The sequence below is a fragment of the Photorhabdus sp. P32 genome (genome assembly GCF_038085095.1).
GTDB lineage: Bacteria > Pseudomonadota > Gammaproteobacteria > Enterobacterales > Enterobacteriaceae > Photorhabdus > Photorhabdus luminescens.
The window spans coordinates 137781-157357 of record NZ_JAZGJN010000294.1; the positions used below are offsets into that span (position 1 = coordinate 137781).

Sequence of the window (19577 nt, forward strand, 5' to 3'; positions counted from 1 at the left end):
GCTGAGTGAAAGAATACCACTCAGCCACAAACTATTAGTTCAATTTGGTGACTTTTTTCACATCAACTGTCATACCGTTCCATTCTTTATCGACTTCACCTTCAAGACGAACTCTATCTTGCGGCGTTATCGTTTGACCATTCCAATATTTATGATCAACTTCGACTTCAACAATTCCTGCATTATCGCGGAATATGAAGTGATCACTATGGATACGGGATTCAATATATCCTTCCAGCACGACCCAACTGTCATCTCTCATATTTTTAACTTGTTGGGTGGTGGAAACTCTTGCATTGTGATCGACAAAACCACCTTGTGGCGCTGCTTGGACGGGAGGCTGTGCGGAATCGGGACCAGAAAAACCACCAAATTGCGTCTGTGAGGTTTGAGCCAGTGATGGCACACTGAACAAAGCAATCAAGGCAGTGGTTATAAGTGTTTTTTTCATCATATTGACCTTACTAATAGTGATGATTTTAGGGGAGGTAATAATACCGATAAGTGGTATTTTATCAAGGAAATATTCATTTAAAGTAATTAATTTAAATATCCTCTGAAACTAACAATCAGATGTGATGTCTCAGCACTTATTCTCTGTATTGAGTCAAAGGGAGCCAGTTATGCAAGAGTATGGTACGTTGTCAGGATTACGTTTTGCCACAATAAGCTGTGTGTTGTTATTGGCTGGTTGTGCGGGTTCATCGGGTTTTTCATGGTCGAATTTGTCTCCTTTTAGCTGGTTTGGCAGCCCTTTAAAAATTTCAGCTCAGGGAGTGGGAGAAATAAATGGTCTGACTGCGATGAATAAAGACGCGATAGAGAAGGGATTGGATGGAAAGTACCACTTACGTAGTGGTATGGAAACAAAAAATGGTCAATTGGTGACAGTATTTCAAGCAATGGGTGGTGATCAATTGAAGGTTGCGCTATTTGGTCAGGCCGATGGAAAAGTCAGCCACATTGAAGTGTTGGATAAAGATATTGAAACTGTCTGGGGAACAAAGATCGGTATGCCATTCTCGGCACTTTATGGCAAAGCATTTGGTGCTTGCCAAAATACGGTGAGTGGGTCAGAGAAGAGCGCTATTGTTTGCGTATCCCCGCAGAGCAAACATGTCAGTTATCTATTTACCGGTAATTGGAATGGCCCGGAAGGTTTGATTCCTTCTGATGATGTGCTGAAAAACTGGAAAATGGAACGTATCATTTGGAAGCGATGAGCGTTTCTGATTAGAACATAAACCGAGTTGGTTTGGTGAATTTGATGTTCCTCTTGCGGAGCCGTAACAGGCCCGCATTTTTCATTTAAAAACCTTACTGTTCCTGCCAGCTTATTGCGTTTCATGCTTTCTAATTGCAATTTGGTATATTAAACGGCGATAGTTATCTACCCTGTTATAAATAAACTGGATACATTAGTCACTGGCGCGTTATTTGATGAAATAACGGATAAGGTGAGAAATGAAAAAGTATTCAGTAGAAAACACGATACTAAACGGACTGGTAGTAGTGACTTTATTAGGCAGCAGTCATGCCTTTGCTGTAGAGCTGTTAAACAGCTCTTATGATGTTGCGCGTGAGTTATTTTCTGCACTGAATCCTGAATTTGAAAAACAGTGGAATGAGCAATATCCACAAGACAAATTGATAATCAAACAATCCCACGCCGGTTCTTCCAAACAAGCATTGGCAATTCTTCAGGGGTTGCGGGCTGATGTGGTGACTTACAATCAGGTAACGGATGTGCAAATTTTGCATGATCGTGGGGATTTGCTCCCGGCTGATTGGCAGAACCGTTTGCCAAATAGCAGTTCACCTTACTATTCCACGATGGCGTTTCTCGTGCGTAAAGGTAACCCCAAAAATATTCATAATTGGGATGACTTAGTGCGTCAGGATGTCAAATTAGTCTTCCCAAACCCTAAAACCTCCGGTAATGGTCGTTATACTTATTTGGCCGCTTGGGGAGCTATTCAACAAGAAAATGGTGGAGATCAAGGTAAAACTCGCGAGTGGATGAAACATTTCCTGAAAAATGTCGCCGTGTTTGATACCGGAGGTCGCGGTGCGACAACGTCATTTATTGAACGTGGCTTGGGTGATGTGCTGATCAGTTTTGAATCTGAAGTTAACAACATTCGTAAGCAGTATGGTGATGATAAATATGAAGTGATCGTTCCACCGGTAGGTATTCTGGCGGAATTCCCAGTGGCTTGGATTGATAAACATATTGCGAAAAACGGTACAGAGGAAGCGGCTAAAGCTTATCTGAATTATCTTTATAGTCCACAGGCACAGCAGATCATGACCCGCTTTAATTATCGTGTCAGTGATAAAAACGTGATGGCTCAGCAGGGAGCCCATTTTCCAGAAACTAAGCTGTTTCGATTAGAAGATCAATTTGGTGGTTGGCCGCAAGTGATGAAAACTCACTTCAATACTGGCGGCATACTGGATCAATTGCTGGCCGAGGGGCATAAGTAATGTTTTCGAAATCCAGTAAGCGAGTATTGCCTGGTTTCGGGTTAAGCTTAGGCAGTAGTGTGTTCTATACCTGTTTGATCTTATTGTTACCCCTGAGTGCATTAGTTGTGCAACTTTCCAGTATGACCTGGGAGCAGTATTGGCAGGTTATTGCTAATCCCCAGGTTGTGGCGGCTTACAAAGTAACATTGCTGGCAGCGGCGGTTGCCAGCTTGTTTAATGCGGTGTTTGGTATGCTGATGGCATGGGTTTTAACCCGCTATCGTTTCCCAGGCCGTAGCTTATTGGATGGTTTGATGGATCTCCCTTTTGCGTTACCTACTGCGGTAGCGGGGTTGACATTGGCGACGCTATTCTCTGTTAGTGGTTGGTATGGCTCTTTGCTTGGGCACTTTGATGTGAAAGTCGTGAATACTTGGTTGGGTATTGCGGTGGCAATGGCGTTTACCAGTCTGCCATTTGTAGTGCGAACAATTCAGCCAGTACTTGAAGAGTTAGGGCCGGAATATGAAGAAGCAGCTCAAACATTAGGCGCTAATCGTTGGCAAACTTTCTGGCGGGTTGTATTGCCAGAATTGTCTCCCGCTTTAATTGCGGGCACGGCACTCTCTTTTACTCGCAGTTTGGGGGAATTTGGCGCAGTGATCTTTATTGCTGGCAACATTGCATGGCAAACAGAAGTGGTATCGCTGATGATTTTCATCCGTTTACAGGAGTTTGATTATCCCGCGGCCAGTGCCATCGCATCAGTTATATTGGCAATATCCCTGATATTACTATTTAGCATTAATACTCTGCAAAGCCGCTTTGGTAAGCGGATTGGAGGGCATTAATGGTTGAATTATCGGAATCTTATGTAGCGCAACAACCACCTGTAAATTGGGGCAAGTGGACGTTGATCGTAACCGGCGTATTGTTTTCAATTTTACTGTTAGTGATCCCGATTGCCTGGATATTTATGACTGCTTTTTCTAAAGGGATTGAGGTAGTCACTCAGAATCTTTTCGATCCTGATATGTTGCATGCCATCTGGTTAACGATATTGATTGCATTAATTACCGTTCCGGTAAACCTGATTTTTGGCGTCATGATCGCTTGGTTGGTAACGCGCTTTCAGTTTCCGGGGCGACAATGTTTATTGACGTTGATCGATATTCCGTTTGCTGTTTCACCGGTCGTAGCGGGTTTACTCTACCTATTGTTTTATGGTTCGAATGGTTGGGCAGGAAGTTTACTGGAACCCTATGATATCCAATTGATGTTTTCCTGGCCGGGGATGGTCTTGGTGACGATATTTGTGACTTGTCCGTTTGTTGTTCGAGAGTTGGTGCCGATGATGCTTAGTCAGGGGAGCCAGGAAGATGAAGCAGCGATTTTATTGGGGGCATCGGGTTGGAAAATGTTTTGGCGGGTGACGTTACCTAATATCCGTTGGGCGTTGTTATACGGTGTGGTTTTAACCAATGCTCGGGCTATTGGTGAATTTGGCGCTGTTTCAGTGGTATCCGGCGCTATTCGTGGTGAAACTTACACATTGCCATTGCAGGTTGAACTACTGCATCAAGATTACAACACCGTAGGGGCATTTACTGCGGCGGCATTGTTGGCATTGATGGCAATTATCACTTTGATTGTTAAAAGTGCTTTGCAGTGGCGGTTAAGTCGTCAACATGGTTAAGGTAGGAGCAGAATATGAGTATTGAAATTAGCAATATCAGTAAATATTTTGGTCGGACTCAGGTTTTGAGCGATGTCACTCTGAATGTTTTTTCTGGAGAAATGGTTGCTCTGCTTGGTCCGTCAGGCTCCGGTAAAACAACCTTGTTGAGGATTATTGCTGGTCTGGAACAACAAACTGCGGGGAAGTTGAGTTTCCACGGGCAAGATGTTAGCCGTATGCATGCTAAAGATCGGCAAGTTGGATTCGTATTTCAGCATTACGCTCTGTTTCGGCATATGACTGTGTTTGATAATGTTGCTTTTGGATTAACAGTACTGCCGCGACGTAAGCGTCCGAATATGGCGGCTATCCGCCGTAAAGTTATGGAGTTGCTGGAGATGGTGCAATTGACGCATCTTGCTGAACGCTATCCATCGCAACTTTCTGGCGGGCAGAGACAGCGGGTAGCGTTGGCAAGAGCATTGGCTGTTGAACCACAAATTCTATTACTTGATGAGCCGTTTGGCGCACTGGATGCTCAGGTAAGAATGGAATTACGCCGTTGGCTACGTCAGCTCCATGAAGAACTTAAATTTACCAGTGTCTTTGTCACTCACGATCAGGAAGAAGCGATGGAAGTGGCTGACCGGGTTGTTGTCATGAGACAAGGGAATATTGAACAGGTTGGTACGCCGCAAGAAGTATGGCGTTATCCGGCAAGCCGTTTTGTAATGGAGTTTCTGGGTGAGGTCAATCATTTTAGTGGTGAAATTAAAGGTTCTCAGCTATTGATTGGCGGACAGCACTTGCCTCTCAATGTGACGCCAATCCATCAGGGGAATGTCGATGTATTCTTACGTCCGTGGGATATCATGATGAACTCGCAACCGACACTTTCCAGTCCATTGCCAGTACAGGTGACTGAGGTCAGTCCTAGAGGGCATTTCTGGCAGCTTTCGGTTCAGCCTCTAGGCTGGCATCATGAATCGGTTGCTGTTGTTTGGTTTAATGAGACTTCAGTACCCACCAGAGGAAGCCGTTATTTTATTGGTGGCACTGAAGCGCGTTTATATGCGGGCGATAAACAATTGCAAACACTGAGTTTAGCCCAAACTGCCTGATAATTATTTAGATTTGGTTGGTACCATTTTGCTCATCTCCTTACCGCCAGGAATGGGCATTTTTTATTTAAGGGCTTGCGATATATTCCTGAATATGGTTATTTCGCTCTTCTATTAAATAAAATTTGGGTAATAGCTGTGGCAAGCTTGGAACATTTTATAGGTAACACCCCGCTGATAAAATTACAACGAATCACCGATAAGCTAGGGGTGGAAATATGGGTGAAACTTGAAGGTAATAATCCGGCAGGCTCGATAAAAGACAGAACAGCGCTGTCAATGATTCAGCAAGCTGAATTGCGCGGTGAGATTTCTCCCGGTGACGTATTGATTGAAGCTACTAGCGGAAATACGGGGATTGCGTTGGCAATGATTGCCGCAGTAAAAGGTTATCATCTTAAGTTATTGATGCCGGATAATATGAGCCTTGAGCGTCAGGCTTCTATGCGAGCTTATGGCGCAGAACTGATTTTGGTGAGTAAAGCAATGGGCATGGAAGGCGCACGTGATTTAGCTCAGCAAATGGAGCGTAATGGTGAAGGTAAAGTTCTTGATCAATTCAATAACCCGGATAATCCTTTAGCGCATTTTACGACCACAGGGCCTGAAATTTGGCAACAGACGCAAGGGCGTATGACGCATTTTGTTTCCAGTATGGGAACGACAGGAACCATTACCGGTGTTAGCCGCTATTTAAAAACTCAGTCTAATAGTGTACAGATTATTGGTTTACAACCGGCGGAGAATAGCCATATTCCCGGTATTCGTCGCTGGTCGCCGGCTTATTTGCCAGGTATTTTCCGCAAGGAGTTAGTCGATCAAGTGCTGGATATCACTCAGAAAGAAGCTGAAGATACCATGCGTTTGTTGGCTCAGAAAGAAGGCATTTTCTGTGGGGTCAGTTCCGGCGGCGCTGTTGCCGGAGCATTAAGTGTTGCAGTACAAAATCCAGGTTCTGTCATTGTTGCCATTATCTGTGACCGTGGCGACAGATATCTTTCTACCGGAGTATTTAATTAATCTGGTCATATATTCAGCGTGAGTAGAGTAAAACAGGCGGTAAGCTCTGCTCACACTAGCCAATTTCTAATAGGGAAAATGGTGTGAATCGAAGATAAGGGATAAAAAAACAGCCGTGATTGTCGGCCGTTTTTTAAGATGAAAATGGTATTGTGACAGTTAAAGTGTTGCTACTTTTTAATACGCATAATGGGGGTTTCACCAACAGTGACAGAACCACTCAACTTGGATAACTCTTTAATTTCATCCATGTTGGAAATAACAACCGGAGTCAGGGTCGATTTTGCTCTTTCTTCAAGAAGTTTGAGATCGAATTCCAAAACTAAATCACCTTTTTGTACACGCTGACCTTCTTCAGCAATACGCTTAAAGCCTTCGCCTTTAAGCTCAACCGTATCAATCCCAAAATGGACAAATAGCTCAATACCGCTGTCCGATTCGATAGAAAATGCATGGTTGGTTTCAAATATTTTACCGATTGTTCCATCAACTGGCGCAACTATCTTGTTGCCGGCGGGTTTTATAGCGATACCGTCGCCGACAATTTTCTCGGCGAAAACAACATCTGGAACATCTTCAATATTGACAATCTCACCAGATAAAGGCGCGATAATTTCAATAGTGCCGCTGTTTTTTTTATCATCTGAAACTAGAGATTTCAGTTTATCAAACAGACCCATGAATCTTCTCCTAATTGTTTATACTGGACCGCGTTTTAACCGATATTGTTAGCAAAGTGTTTTTTCTTTGATGAAGGTATCAACCAATTCTATCAACCCCTGAGCGGTAGACTGAGATAGGGCTTGCTCAGCTAGCGCTTTTGCATCTTCGTAACGAGTATTACGAATGATTTTCTTGATGCGGGGAATAGAAATCGCACTCATACTAAACTCATCCAGCCCCATGCCTAATAGCAACAACGTAGCACGTTCATCACCTGCAAGCTCGCCACACATCCCCGTCCATTTACCTTCAGCGTGTGAAGCATCGATGGTTTGCTTAATCAGGCTCAATACTGCTGGTAGCATCGGGTTATAAAGATGAGAAATCAACTCGTTACCGCGGTCTACAGCAAGAGTATACTGAGTTAGATCGTTTGTCCCAATACTGAAAAAGTCAACTTCTTTTGCCAGGTGATGAGCAATAACTGCGGAAGCTGGTGTTTCTACCATCACCCCTACTTCGATCGCTTCATCGAATTTTTTACCTTCTTCGCGAAGCTGACCTTTCAGCAATTCAAGTTCTGCTTTCAGTTCGTGTACTTCTTCTACAGAAATAATCATTGGAAACATAATACGTAGTTTACCGAAAGCAGATGCACGTAAGATAGCACGTAACTGAGAATGTAAGATCTCTTTTCGATCAAGGCAAATACGAATTGCACGCCAACCAAGGAATGGATTCTCTTCTTTCGGTAAATTCATATAGGGCAGATTTTTATCACCACCGATATCCATTGTACGTATAATAACCGCCTGGCTGCCCATTGCTTCGGCAACGGCTTTATAAGCTTGGAATTGTTCTTCCTCTGTTGGCAGCGCATCACGATCCATAAACAGGAATTCTGTACGGTATAAACCGACACCTTCGGCCCCATTGCGCTCAGCGCCGATCACATCACGGACAGTACCGATATTGGCACAGACTTCAACCTGATGACCATCGAGAGTCATTGCCGGGAGGTCTTTCAGCTTTGCAAGTTCAGTTTTTTCTGCCAGATATTCGTTTTTGGTCTTTTTTAGTTGTTCAATTTTTGCATCAGATGGGTTGATATAAATATGGTTATTTACCGCGTCCAGGATTAGATAATCACCATTTTGGATTGTCGTCGTCGCTTGGGTGGTACCTACGATCGCTGGCAGTTCAAGAGAGCGGGCCATGATTGACGTGTGGGAGGTTCGGCCGCCTAGATTGGTAATAAAACCGAGTACTTTTTCCAGATTGAGTTGTGCGGTTTCCGATGGGGTCAGGTCGTTGGCAACCAGAATAATTTCCTCTGAAATTGAGCCAAGATCAACGATGGGCATACCTAGAATGTTTTTCAGCAAGCGTTTACCGATATCACGCACGTCTGTGGCACGTTCTTTCAGGTATTCATCATCTAATTCTTCAAGGGCTTGGGCCTGAGTTTCAATAACGGAATAGACCGCGGCATCCGCAGTTTTGAAATCATTTTTGATTAACGAAATAATTTCTTGCTCAAGTTCTTCATCTTCCAATAGCATGATATGCCCTTCGAAGATTTCAGCTTTTTCTTCTCCGAGGTTTTTTGCTGCTATATTCTTGATAATTTCTAGCTGAGATGAGGCTTTTTCACGGCCTTGCTTGAAATAGGAAATTTCTTGTTCGACTTGCTCTTGGCTGATTTTTTTCTGATTGACAATAATTGGGTCTTCTTTCAGTAATAGTGCTTTACCGAAAGCGATGCCTGGTGATACTAATATGCCTGAAATCATGATGTTACCTAACTACTAATAATTATTCTTTAAAGAGCCAGCCCGCAGATGGTTTGCTGTTTTAGGACATACATTTAAACTGATATCCCCAGATAAAAGTTTATCCGGGGATGAGGAACGGCTAAGTGAATACCTGTTTATACCCGTTATCTTTCAAGTTGCCTCTTTGTTGGCTGCACTCACTCACCCCGGTCACAGAGTTATCTATGCTCCCGGGGATTCGCTCCCTTGCCGTCGCGATGCATCTTGAAATCCATAGGGTATATTCACAATCTCTGAATCTTGACTGGCTTTGCGGTCAACGGAAAATTATTCCAGTTCTGCCATCAATTTAACCAGATGTTCGATTGCTTTTTGCTCATCTTCACCTTCAGCAGAAATGGTCACTACAGTGCCTTGAGTGAGTCCCAAAGTTTGCAGCTTGAACAGGCTTTTGGCACTGGCAGTTTTACCACCGGAAGTCAGTGTAATGTCGGAGGAGAAACTTTTGGCTTCTTTAACAAACTGTGCAGCGGGACGGGTGTGTAGGCCATTTGGCGCAGTAATAGTGACTTCTTGCTGGAACATAACGTTTCCTTAATAACTTAGATTTTTGCTGTGTAAGTTAAGAACTTGTAATGGACAAATTTTAACTTGAGTGTTTATTTACTGCCTATCCCATTCAAGACGATTTTTTTACCTAAAGAGTGAACTGGGTAATATTCTGGCAAAAGCGATAAATAGCTCCTGAACGCTCTTTAGTACGGCCCATAACTTCCGGGTCATGTGTGTGCTGCCTGTTTCACTTTTACTGATAAGAATGAACAGCGTTAACTACGTCTACTGAGATAGACTCTCAGGTCGATAATGTAATAAAAATTTTTATTCATTATCAAAAAAATTATTCTTTTCGATGCTTCTGGTTGATAGTTTGAAGTAAAGATAGATCGCGGAACTACTTAACTGAAACTACTACTCCTGTTAATTAATTTCGAGCATCGAAATAATTATTATTGGTTAAATACTAGACCCATTGTAAGAAATCATCTGGCAAAGTGTAAAAATTTGATCTACCACACAGAAAAAGCACCATTTAGGTGCTTTTTTATCAATAAATCTAAGTAACTTACTTAAAAACTTTTATTCATCAGACAAGTCAGTAAACAGTACGCTGCTTAGATAGCGTTCACCTGATGAAGCCAGAATGACGACGATATTTTTGTCTTTATATTCCGGTTCCTGAGAAAGTTTTACCGCTGCTGCAACGGCGGCGCCAGAGGAGATACCTGCCAGAATGCCCTCTTTTACCATAATTTCACGCGCGGTTTTAATCGCTTCCTCGTTGCTGATTTTGAAAACGCGATCAACCAGTTTCAAATCAAGGTTATCTGGAATAAAACCCGCACCAATACCTTGGATCTTATGGGGGCCAGGTTTCACTTCTTCGCCGGCCAGAGTCTGACTGATAACTGGCGAATCTTCAGGTTCTACAGCAACCGCAGTAATATTTTTACCTTTGGTATTTTTCAGGTAACGAGCAACGCCTGTTAATGTACCGCCAGTCCCTACACCGGCAACAAATACATCCACTTCACCGTCAGTGTCTTCCCAGATTTCAGGGCCTGTGGTTTTTTCATGGATTTCTGGGTTTGCCGGATTGCTGAATTGTTGCAGGATAATATAACGATCGGGATCGCTAGCTTTAATTTCGTCCGCTTTCTCGATGGCGCCTTTCATGCCTTTAGCGCCTTCCGTCAGCACCAGTTGCGCGCCCAATGCTTTCAATAGCTTGCGGCGCTCAATACTCATGGTTTCTGGCATAGTCAGCGTTAATTTGTAACCCCGAGCGGCGGCAACATAAGCAAGGGCTATCCCGGTATTACCGCTGGTAGGTTCTACCAACTCCTTCCCTGGTTGCAGGATACCGCGTTTTTCAGCATCCCAAATCATGTTGGAACCAATGCGACATTTTACACTAAAACTTGGGTTACGGGATTCTACTTTTGCCAGAATACGCCCATTGCCAAAGTGTTTTAGGCGAATTAACGGGGTACGACCAATAGTCAAAGAATTATCTTCGTAAATTTTACTCATACTCGTCTTTCAACTCCCTTTAGTGATATCCGGTCAACAATACGCCAACAACCGGTTAATGGAAATATAACTTAAATATATTTTTATAGTCTAAAAGAATAACTTAAATGAATATCATGGCATAATACGGGGAGCATGTTGATCTCGATAGCGATCGACCCACATTGCCGTCGCGGCGCATACGGCAATAGGCATAATCACCAAATTGACAATGGGTATCATGGTTAAAATACTTACTGTGGCGCCAAATTGCAGATTAATTATTTTGTTTTGGCGAAGGGCGCTACGCATTGTTGGAAAACTGACTTTGTGGTTATCAAAAGGGTAATCACAATACTGAATCGATAGCATCCAGGCACTGAAAATAAACCAGAGCACAGGTGCGACAGTCTGCCCGATAACAGGAATAAAATAGAGTAGCAATAACACCAAAGCGCGTGGAATATAGTAGCACAGCTTGGCTAATTCCCGTTTCAGGATACGTGGGACATCTTTGAAGAGTGCTGTAACACCGGTATCCGGTGCGGGGGTTCCTGTTAAATCCGCTTCCAGTTTCTCTGCCAGCAGACCATTGAATGGCGCTGCGATGAAATTCGCTATTGTGCTGAAGAAGTAAGTAAAAATCAGCAAAACAGAGATCAGGGCCAATGGCCATAAAATATAACTGAGCCATTGCATCCAATCCGGTATTTTGCTCACTATCCAATGAATCCAGTTCTCCAGTTTCTGATAGAGCCACCAAAATGAACCGCCGAGAAACAAAATATTTGCCAACAAAGGCAATAGGACAAATCGTTTAATGCCTGGGCGAGTAATTAATTTGCAACCTTGCATCAAATACTGAAAGCCGCTCAAATTTTTTGGCGATTTTGTCAAATTCAGCATACTTCCTATTCTCTCTTGTGTGATTGAAACGCTATCATATAGGCAGGATTTTCGACTGACTAGTATTGTTCTGTATAAAAAGAACGCAAAAGAGGCTTATTAGGCATCTTTCTGATAAGAAAAGCGTGTATAAGCTTGCACTTGTGTTATTTGACAAATACAGTTAATACAGAAAATATTCCGCCGTGGTGGCATACTTAATTAAACAACAGAGATAGCAATGATGCAGGATTTGCGTCTGATATTAATCATTGTTGGTGCGATAGCAATAATAGCTTTGCTGTTACATGGGTTGTGGACCAGCCGTAAAGAGCGTTCTTCGCTTTTTCGTGATCGCCCAGTTAAACGTCATAAACATGATCGTCAGAATAGTTTCGTCGATGACAGTGATGATGAAGCGTTCGACGATCAGCAAAAGCCTTATGCCCATAAGCAGGCGAAATCTCATCAGAATAAAGCTGAGCCAGCTATCGAGCGCCGTCAGCAAAAGTTGACTGAAATGGATGCTGTAACGTCTGAAGAAAGCGATGATCCATTGCTGACGGGCCGCCAGCCTGAGACGACAGCGAGAAGGGCCGTTATAGAAGAGCAAGAACCCCAACTCGGTCTGTTTGAATTCGAAGAGCAGAATGAGCCTGAAAAAAACAGATCTGCACTTGAAGAAAAGTCTCAGGAGGCGGTTGGCGAAAAAGAAGCTCAGACTAAAGTGAAAGAAATTGTTTTGGTTCTTCACGTAGCAGCACATCATGGTCAGGAATTGAATGGTGAACCCTTGCTGCAAAGTATTCTACAATCTGGCTTCCAGTTTGGGGAAATGCAAATTTTTCACCGTCACGTGAACCCATCAGGTAGCGGCCCGATACTGTTTAGCCTGGCAAATATGGTGAAACCGGGTTCATTTAATCCTGAAACAATGGCTGATTTTACGACGCCAGGGGTTTCTATGTTTATGGTGGTCCCTTCTTACGGAGAATCTAGCCAGAATTTTAAGCTGATGTTGCAGGCGGCTCAGCGTATTGCTTCTGATGTTGGGGGTGTGGTGCTTGATGATGAGCGAAAAATGCTGACGCCGCAAAAAATCGAATTATATAAAGCACGCATTCGCAGCACACTTGGTGTTCAGGTATAATCAATTTATCGAATGTTCAAGCCTCCGCCAGTCGGGGGCTTTTTATCGCTGGTTATAAGTCATGAAATCAACTGCTCAACAAATAGAAAAGCTCAGAACAACACTGCGTCATCATGAATATCTGTATCACGTTATGGATGCGCCGGAGATCCCTGATGCGGAATATGATCGGTTAATGCAGGAATTGAAGGATCTTGAAGAACAATATCCTGAGTTGATTACATCGGATTCGCCAACGCAACGGGTTGGGGCGGCTCCTCTGACGGCTTTTGAGCAAGTCAGCCATGAAATTCCTATGTTGTCACTGGATAACGTATTTGATGAAGAGAGTTATCTGGCGTTTGATAAGCGGGTGCGTGACCGCCTGAAAGAAACTCAGGATTTAGAAGTGTGCTGCGAGCTGAAATTGGATGGTTTGGCGGTCAGCCTGTTGTATGAAAGTGGTGAATTAGTACGGGCTGCAACCCGTGGCGATGGTACAACAGGGGAAAATATTACATCGAATATACGGACTATCTGTGCAATTCCGCTGCGTCTGTTCGGCGAAAATATTCCAGCTCGTATTGAAATTCGCGGTGAAGTTTTCATGCCGCAAAAAGGGTTTGAGAAACTGAATGAAGAAGCCCGTCGCACGGGCGCAAAAGTATTTGCTAATCCACGTAATGCGGCGGCTGGCTCGTTGCGTCAACTCGATCCCCGTATTACAGCTAAACGTCCATTGGCTTTCTTCTGTTATGGTGTTGGTGTATTGGAGGGGGGAGAATTACCAGCCAGTCACTACGAGCGATTGATACAGTTTAAGAAATGGGGATTGCCGGTCAGCGATAAAGTTAAAGTTTGTACCGATAGCCAACAGGTTATTGATTTTTATCATGATATTGTAGACCAGCGTTCCGCGTTGGGGTTTGATATTGATGGTGTCGTTGTCAAAGTCAATTCTCTGGAATTACAGGAAGCATTGGGCTTTGTTGCCCGTGCGCCACGTTGGGCGACGGCATTCAAATTTCCTGCACAGGAGCAAATGACGATTGTTCGTGATGTTGAATTTCAGGTTGGTCGTACTGGCGCGATCACACCGGTAGCACGTCTGGAACCAGTACTAGTCTCTGGTGTGACTGTCAGTAATGCAACATTGCACAATGCGGATGAGATTGAACGCTTAGGTTTGCGGATTGGCGATACGGTTATTATTCGCCGTGCTGGTGATGTGATTCCACAAGTTGTCGGTGTTTTGGAAGACAGAAGGCCACAGGACAGTAATGAAGTTGTTTTCCCTGAACACTGTCCGGTATGTGGGGCAGATATTGAAAGGATTGAAGGGGAAGCTGTAGCGCGTTGTACGGGGGGATTGGTGTGTGGCGCTCAGCGTAAAGAAGCACTGAGACATTTTGTTTCTCGTCGGGCGATGGATGTTGACGGCATGGGAGAAAAGATTATCGATCAGTTGGTGGATAAAGAGTATGTCGAAACTCCGGCCGATCTTTTCAGGCTGACGGCAGGCAAGTTGACTGGGCTTGATCGCATGGGGCCAAAATCTGCTCAGAATGTGGTAGATGCGTTGGAAAAAGCGAAAAAAACCACCTTTGCCCGTTTCCTTTATGCGTTGGGTATCCGTGAAGTGGGGGAAACGACCGCCGCTAATCTGGCAGCTCACTTTGGCGAACTAGATAAATTACGTTCTGTTGATGAGGAAGCATTGAAAGAGGTTCAGGATGTTGGCGAAGTAGTAGCAAAACATGTTGTTAACTTCTTCAGTGAACCTCATAACCAAGCAGTCATTAATGATCTAATTGATAATATCGGTATCAACTGGGAGCCGGTTGTCGTAACCAAGGCTGAGAAGATTGACAGCCCGTTTTCGGGTAAAACAGTTGTGTTGACAGGTTCATTGCATCAGTTATCTAGAGATGAAGCCAAAGCTAAACTTGCTGCACTTGGGGCAAAAGTGACAGGTAGCGTTTCTAAGAAAACAGATTTGGTGATTGCGGGTGAAGCCGCCGGTTCAAAGTTAGCTAAAGCTAATGAGTTGAATATTTCGGTTATTGATGAAGAAGAAATGATCCGCTTATTGGGCGAATAACTTTTTGTTTACATACTGATTATTGAGAGCTTTTCTCAATAATCAGTTATGAGCAATAAAGGTATTTTAAAATCTGGTTTTGTACGATCCAGTTAAAAATGTGATCAGGCTCGTTAAGTAAAGGTTTACAGTAAGAATTATCTCAGTTTAATGTGATATCTATCCTTATTTGCTCACCTTTTATTACATAGAATGCATTTATAAAAACTCGCTTTCTATCGTGTTTGGAGTAGATATGTCTCAAATCCTGCATTTCTTTTTAGCTTTAATTGTCATTGGCGGCTTTGCTATTTTGGCGAGTAGTGACCGTAAAAGTATTCGTCTTCGCTATGTTATTCAATTGCTTGTTATTGAACTTATCTTGGCTTGGTTTTTCCTGAATTCTGGTATTGGTCAGGAATTTGTCATGGGATTTGCTGGCTTGTTTGAGCATTTACTGAAATATGCGGGTGAAGGGACAGAGTTCATTTTTGGCGGCATGATGGATGCAAAGCTGGCATTCTTCTTTCTGAATGTATTGTGTCCGATTATTTTTATTTCTGCGTTGATTGGTATTTTGCAGCATATCAAACTATTGCCAATTATCATCCGGGTTATTGGTACCCTGTTGTCTAAAGTCAACGGCATGGGGAAACTAGAATCATTTAACGCGGTCAGTTCTCTAATACTTGGACAGTCGGAAAACTTTATTGCTTATAAAGATGTACTGGGAAAAATGTCTGAACGTCGCATGTATACGATGGCTGCGACTGCAATGTCAACTGTTTCTATGTCGATCGTTGGGGCTTACATGACAATTTTGGCGCCCAAGTACGTTGTAGCGGCATTGGTGCTTAATATGTTCAGTACCTTTATCATCCTATCACTGATTAACCCGTATGCTGTTGATAGTGAAGAAGATATTCAGATGAACAATCTTCACGAAGGTCAAAGTTTTTTCGAAATGCTAGGTGAATATATTTTGGCGGGTTTCAAGGTAGCCCTTATTGTTGCTGCTATGTTGATTGGTTTCATTGCCTTGATTGCGGCTGTTAATGCACTGTTTAGCATGGTGTTTGAGAAGAGTTTTCAGGAAATACTCGGCTATGTGTTTTATCCATTTGCTTGGGTGATTGGGATTCCTACAGATGAAGCATTGAAGGTTGGTAGCGTCATGGCAACCAAATTGGTTGCTAATGAATTTGTGGCAATGCACAGCTTACAGTCAATTGTGACAGAACTTTCTCCTCGTTCGCAGGGTATTTTGTCGGTATTTTTGGTTTCTTTTGCTAACTTCTCTTCCATTGGGATTGTGGCAGGTGCGATTAAAGGCTTGAATGAGAAACAGGGTAATGTCGTTTCCCGCTTTGGTTTGAAACTATTATTTGGTTCAACGCTTGTCAGTTTCTTGTCTGCGGCTATTGCAGGTTTGGTACTGTAAAAGATATACCCAATGGATTTCAAGATGCATCGTGACGGCAAGGGAGCGAATCCCCGGGAGCATAGATAACTATGTGACCGGGGTGAGTGAGTGCAGCCAACAAAGAGGCAACTTGAAAGATGACGGGTATAATGTTTTATCGTGGAATATTGCATCATGGACGATGCTGTTTCCCTTTCACATATTTCTCCTTATAGACGTGTAAATTATGGAAAAAGAAAACCTGGTAGAAATTGCTAATACGGCAATGCCGTTCGGTAAATACAAGGGGCGTATGCTCATTGATTTACCGGAAGAGTATTTATTGTGGTTCGCTCGTAAGGGGGAATTTCCGCAAGGTAAATTGGGTGCGTTGATGGAGATGACTTTAGCAATAAAACTAGAGGGACTAGATTCGTTGGTGAAACCATTGAAGAAAGGCTAACCAAGATTGATGTTTGTTTTTTATTCGATGATGATAGTTAGATATGATAATAACCAAAAGGCCCTGAAAGCATGGCTTTCAGGGCCTGATAATTTTGGTGGAGCTAAGCGGGATCGAACCGCTGACCTCTTGCATGCCATGCAAGCGCTCTCCCAGCTGAGCTATAGCCCCACGAGTGTGGTATGTCCTAATTTAGTACCAAATACCTTGTTTCAATATAAAGGATTTGGTGGAGCTAAGCGGGATCGAACCGCTGACCTCTTGCATGCCATGCAAGCGCTCTCCCAGCTGAGCTATAGCCCCAATCAAAATTAATGGAACGGGGCGCATAATATGAAACCCAGCAAATACTGTCAACGGCTAACTTATCATTCTCACCACAAGCGTTGAAAAAGCCATCAATTTTATCATGAATTAACAAAAATAGAGGCTGAGCAATGGGTTGAAGTTAAATAGAGGGTGTTTGGCAAAGTGGTAAAAAGATAGAGATTAAATGAGATTTTTTGAAAACAAAAAGGCATCACTTGTGATAAGTGACGCCTTTGATGCATTAATTAAGACTGAATTTCACGTTGAGCAATGAATTCCAGCGCTTGATTAATACGGGATAAAGTACGGGTTTGCCCGATAGCGTGAATAGTGACATCCACACCTGGGGATTGACCTGCGCCGGTAGCAGCAACACGTAATGGCATACCGATTTTACCCATACCGACTTCCAGCTCATCAGCGGTGGATTGAATGGCATGATGAACATTTTCAGGTGTCCAGTCAGTAATTGAAGCTAGCTTTGCACGGACAACTTCAAGAGGTTGGCGGGCAACTGGGCGTAAATGTTTCTTCGCCGCATCGGCATCAAATTCAGCAAAATCTTCATAGAAGTAACGGCAGGATTCAGCCATCTCTTTTAGAGTCTTACAACGTTCGCCCAGTAATTTAATCAGATCAATCAACTGTGGACCATTACGGGTATCGATGCCTTGTTGCTCCATGTGCCATGCCAGATGGACAGCCACTTTCTCTGGTGGAAGAGTATTAATATAGTGATGGTTCAGCCATTGCAGTTTTTCTGTATTGAATGCGCTGGCAGATTTATTGATAGCATCCAGGCTGAACAACTCAGTCATTTCTTCAATGCTGAAAATTTCCTGGTCACCGTGCGACCAACCCAGACGAACCAGATAATTTAGCAGTGCTTCTGGCAGGTAGCCATCATCACGGTATTGCATAACGCTCACTGCGCCGTGACGTTTGGACAATTTTTTACCGTCATCGCCTAGGATCATCGAAACGTGAGCATATTCTGGCACTGGAGCGCCTAGTGCTTTCAGAATATTAATTTGGCGAGGTGTATTATTGATATGGTCTTCACCGCGGATAACATGGGTGATTTCCATATCCCAGTCATCAATAACAACACAGAAATTATACGTTGGTGAGCCATCGGTACGACGGATAATCAGATCATCAAGTTCCTGATTGCTGAACTCAATGGGGCCCCGGATCTGATCATTAAAAACAACGGAACCTTCTTGTGGATTGCGAAAACGGACGACATGGGGTTGATCTGAGTTATGTTGACATAGATTGTCACGGCAATGGCCGTCATAGCGTGGTTTTTCGCCATTTGCCATTTGAGTTTCCCGCAATTCTTCCAGACGCTCTTTAGAACAATAGCAGCGATAAGCACTCCCTTGTTCTAACATTTGATCGATCGCCTGATTATAACGATCAAAGCGTTTCGTCTGATAATAAGGGCCTTCATCCCAATTCAGATTTAACCAGTTCATACCGTCCATAATGGCATTGATAGCTTCCTGAGTTGAGCGTTCAAGGTCAGTATCTTCGATACGCAATACAAATTCACCTTTGTTATGGCGGCTATACAACCAGGAATAAAGTGCGGTACGGGCACCGCCAACATGGAGATAGCCAGTTGGGCTTGGTGCGAAACGGGTTTTGATTTTACTCATCGGGGATTGCCTTAATTACGTTTCACTTTTCAATGAACGTTATTGGTGATTTAAAATAATAAAAGTGGGGGGTATTTTATCACTGCACCTTAATTCCTCAATGCTGTTAACGGGAAGTTGTTGAGAAAAGTCAGTATATTTGTCTAAACTGTACCCTATAGTGACGATAATTATCTCACCCTTGTTTAATTTTGAGACGAACGATATTTTTCTCTAGAAAAAGCGTTGACTCATTCTGAACTATCCCTATAATGCGACCCCATCACGACGGGGCGATTAGCTCAGTTGGTAGAGCATCTCCCTTACAAGGAGGGGGTCATCAGTTCGAATCTGGTATCGCCCACCATCTCGTTGTGATAAAAATGATTTTATGATTGGGCGATTAGCTCAGTTGGTAGAGCATCTCCCTTACAAGGAGGGGGTCATCAGTTCGAATCTGGTATCGCCCACCAATCATAAACTCAGTGGTATAGATGCGGTAATAGTCATCATGAAGTGGGCGATTAGCTCAGTTGGTAGAGCATCTCCCTTACAAGGAGGGGGTCATCAGTTCGAATCTGGTATCGCCCACCACTTCATTAAGATTGTTTCAGGCGGTATCACTATCTTTGGTGCGGGTCGTTAGCTCAGTCGGTAGAGCAGTTGTCTTTTAAACATATCCTAGCCCAGGAGACCGAACAAGAACACCGATGACGGAATGATAAAGATAGAGTGGGTGTGGGATGGTGGGGGGGTGGGGGGGGGGGGTTGGGGCGGTGTGGTTGGGTCTATTCGGCGGGGTGGGGAGGGGCGGGGGGCGGGGCGGGGGGGGGGTGGGGGGAGGGAGGGGGGGGGGCTGGGGGGGGGGGG

17 protein-coding genes and 5 tRNA genes are annotated in these 19577 nt (G+C 43.6%); 13 read left to right on the forward strand and 9 right to left on the reverse strand.

Translation table 11 applies throughout. From position 1 onward, the window contains the following. Window positions 1-34: 34 nt before the first annotated feature. Complete coding sequence (locus tag V2H77_RS23390; RefSeq protein ID WP_341500675.1) at window positions 35-454, reverse strand: YgiW/YdeI family stress tolerance OB fold protein; 420 nt, start codon at window positions 452-454, stop codon at window positions 35-37. A gap of 169 nt (window positions 455-623) precedes the next feature. Here V2H77_RS23390 and V2H77_RS23395 point away from each other — a divergent pair, with 169 nt between their 5' ends. The 6 genes from V2H77_RS23395 (at window position 624) to cysM (ending at window position 6288) form a co-directional block, all read left to right on the forward strand. After that, window positions 624-1223: an RpoE-regulated lipoprotein gene (locus tag V2H77_RS23395; protein ID WP_341500676.1), complete on the forward strand. Its 600-nt coding sequence runs from the start codon at window positions 624-626 to the stop codon at window positions 1221-1223. Between the two features lie 241 nt (window positions 1224-1464). Beyond that, the gene (locus tag V2H77_RS23400; RefSeq protein WP_341500677.1) at window positions 1465-2487 is read left to right on the forward strand and encodes a sulfate ABC transporter substrate-binding protein; all 1023 of its coding nucleotides are present in this window, start codon (window positions 1465-1467) and stop codon (window positions 2485-2487) included. After that, the gene (cysT, locus tag V2H77_RS23405) at window positions 2487-3320 is read left to right on the forward strand and encodes a sulfate/thiosulfate ABC transporter permease CysT (RefSeq protein ID WP_265378358.1); all 834 of its coding nucleotides are present in this window, start codon (window positions 2487-2489) and stop codon (window positions 3318-3320) included. The genes V2H77_RS23400 and cysT overlap by 1 nt, the downstream gene beginning before the upstream one ends. Further along, window positions 3320-4165 (forward strand): sulfate/thiosulfate ABC transporter permease CysW, encoded by an 846-nt coding sequence (gene cysW, locus V2H77_RS23410; protein WP_341500678.1) that lies wholly within the window; start codon window positions 3320-3322, stop codon window positions 4163-4165. The genes cysT and cysW overlap by 1 nt, the downstream gene beginning before the upstream one ends. Before the next feature lie 14 nt (window positions 4166-4179). Next, window positions 4180-5268 carry a sulfate/thiosulfate ABC transporter ATP-binding protein CysA gene (cysA, locus tag V2H77_RS23415; RefSeq protein ID WP_341500679.1) on the forward strand — a complete coding sequence of 363 codons (1089 nt, stop codon included), beginning with the start codon at window positions 4180-4182 and terminating at the stop codon, window positions 5266-5268. Window positions 5269-5406: 138 nt separating this feature from the next. Beyond that, window positions 5407-6288, forward strand: coding sequence for a cysteine synthase CysM (cysM, locus tag V2H77_RS23420; protein ID WP_341500680.1), 882 nt, complete (start codon window positions 5407-5409; stop codon window positions 6286-6288). Window positions 6289-6458: 170 nt separating this feature from the next. On the opposite strand, the gene crr is transcribed toward cysM, so the two are convergent. The 5 genes from crr to cysZ all read right to left on the reverse strand — a co-directional run bounded on the left by crr (window position 6459) and on the right by cysZ (window position 11702). Continuing rightward, window positions 6459-6968, reverse strand: a complete 510-nt coding sequence (crr, locus tag V2H77_RS23425) for a PTS glucose transporter subunit IIA (RefSeq protein WP_015833547.1) — start codon at window positions 6966-6968, stop codon at window positions 6459-6461. Window positions 6969-7016: 48 nt separating this feature from the next. Then, window positions 7017-8744, reverse strand: coding sequence for a phosphoenolpyruvate-protein phosphotransferase PtsI (gene ptsI / locus V2H77_RS23430; RefSeq protein ID WP_341500681.1), 1728 nt, complete (start codon window positions 8742-8744; stop codon window positions 7017-7019). A 309-nt stretch (window positions 8745-9053) separates the two neighbouring features. Beyond that, entirely contained in the window at window positions 9054-9311 is a 258-nt protein-coding gene (gene ptsH, locus V2H77_RS23435; RefSeq protein ID WP_021323875.1) for a phosphocarrier protein Hpr, read from the reverse strand. 552 nt (window positions 9312-9863) lie between these two features. Next, complete coding sequence (cysK, locus tag V2H77_RS23440) at window positions 9864-10817, reverse strand: cysteine synthase A (RefSeq protein ID WP_341500682.1); 954 nt, start codon at window positions 10815-10817, stop codon at window positions 9864-9866. Window positions 10818-10931: 114 nt separating this feature from the next. Further along, entirely contained in the window at window positions 10932-11702 is a 771-nt protein-coding gene (gene cysZ, locus V2H77_RS23445) for a sulfate transporter CysZ (RefSeq protein ID WP_341500683.1), read from the reverse strand. Between the two features lie 220 nt (window positions 11703-11922). Here cysZ and zipA point away from each other — a divergent pair, with 220 nt between their 5' ends. From zipA to V2H77_RS23465, 4 genes are all read left to right on the forward strand, one after another. After that, the gene (gene zipA, locus V2H77_RS23450; protein ID WP_341500684.1) at window positions 11923-12831 is read left to right on the forward strand and encodes a cell division protein ZipA; all 909 of its coding nucleotides are present in this window, start codon (window positions 11923-11925) and stop codon (window positions 12829-12831) included. 61 nt (window positions 12832-12892) lie between these two features. Next, complete coding sequence (gene ligA / locus V2H77_RS23455) at window positions 12893-14911, forward strand: NAD-dependent DNA ligase LigA (RefSeq protein ID WP_341500685.1); 2019 nt, start codon at window positions 12893-12895, stop codon at window positions 14909-14911. Between the two features lie 235 nt (window positions 14912-15146). After that, a complete protein-coding gene (locus V2H77_RS23460; protein ID WP_341500686.1) occupies window positions 15147-16331 on the forward strand; it encodes a NupC/NupG family nucleoside CNT transporter in 1185 nt (394 codons plus the stop codon). A gap of 208 nt (window positions 16332-16539) precedes the next feature. After that, window positions 16540-16755: a DUF3820 family protein gene (locus V2H77_RS23465; RefSeq protein ID WP_341500687.1), complete on the forward strand. Its 216-nt coding sequence runs from the start codon at window positions 16540-16542 to the stop codon at window positions 16753-16755. Between the two features lie 95 nt (window positions 16756-16850). On the opposite strand, the gene V2H77_RS23470 is transcribed toward V2H77_RS23465, so the two are convergent. The 3 genes from V2H77_RS23470 to gltX form a co-directional block, all read right to left on the reverse strand. Then, window positions 16851-16926: transfer RNA gene (locus tag V2H77_RS23470), tRNA-Ala, on the reverse strand. 56 nt (window positions 16927-16982) lie between these two features. Continuing rightward, a tRNA-Ala gene (locus V2H77_RS23475) sits at window positions 16983-17058 on the reverse strand. A gap of 251 nt (window positions 17059-17309) precedes the next feature. Beyond that, entirely contained in the window at window positions 17310-18728 is a 1419-nt protein-coding gene (gene gltX, locus V2H77_RS23480) for a glutamate--tRNA ligase (protein ID WP_341500688.1), read from the reverse strand. Between the two features lie 270 nt (window positions 18729-18998). Between gltX and V2H77_RS23485 the strand changes: the two genes are divergently transcribed. The 3 genes from V2H77_RS23485 to V2H77_RS23495 all read left to right on the forward strand — a co-directional run bounded on the left by V2H77_RS23485 (window position 18999) and on the right by V2H77_RS23495 (window position 19301). After that, window positions 18999-19074: transfer RNA gene (locus tag V2H77_RS23485), tRNA-Val, on the forward strand. 30 nt (window positions 19075-19104) lie between these two features. Next, window positions 19105-19180: transfer RNA gene (locus tag V2H77_RS23490), tRNA-Val, on the forward strand. A 45-nt stretch (window positions 19181-19225) separates the two neighbouring features. Further along, window positions 19226-19301: transfer RNA gene (locus V2H77_RS23495), tRNA-Val, on the forward strand. Window positions 19302-19577 lie beyond the last annotated feature (276 nt).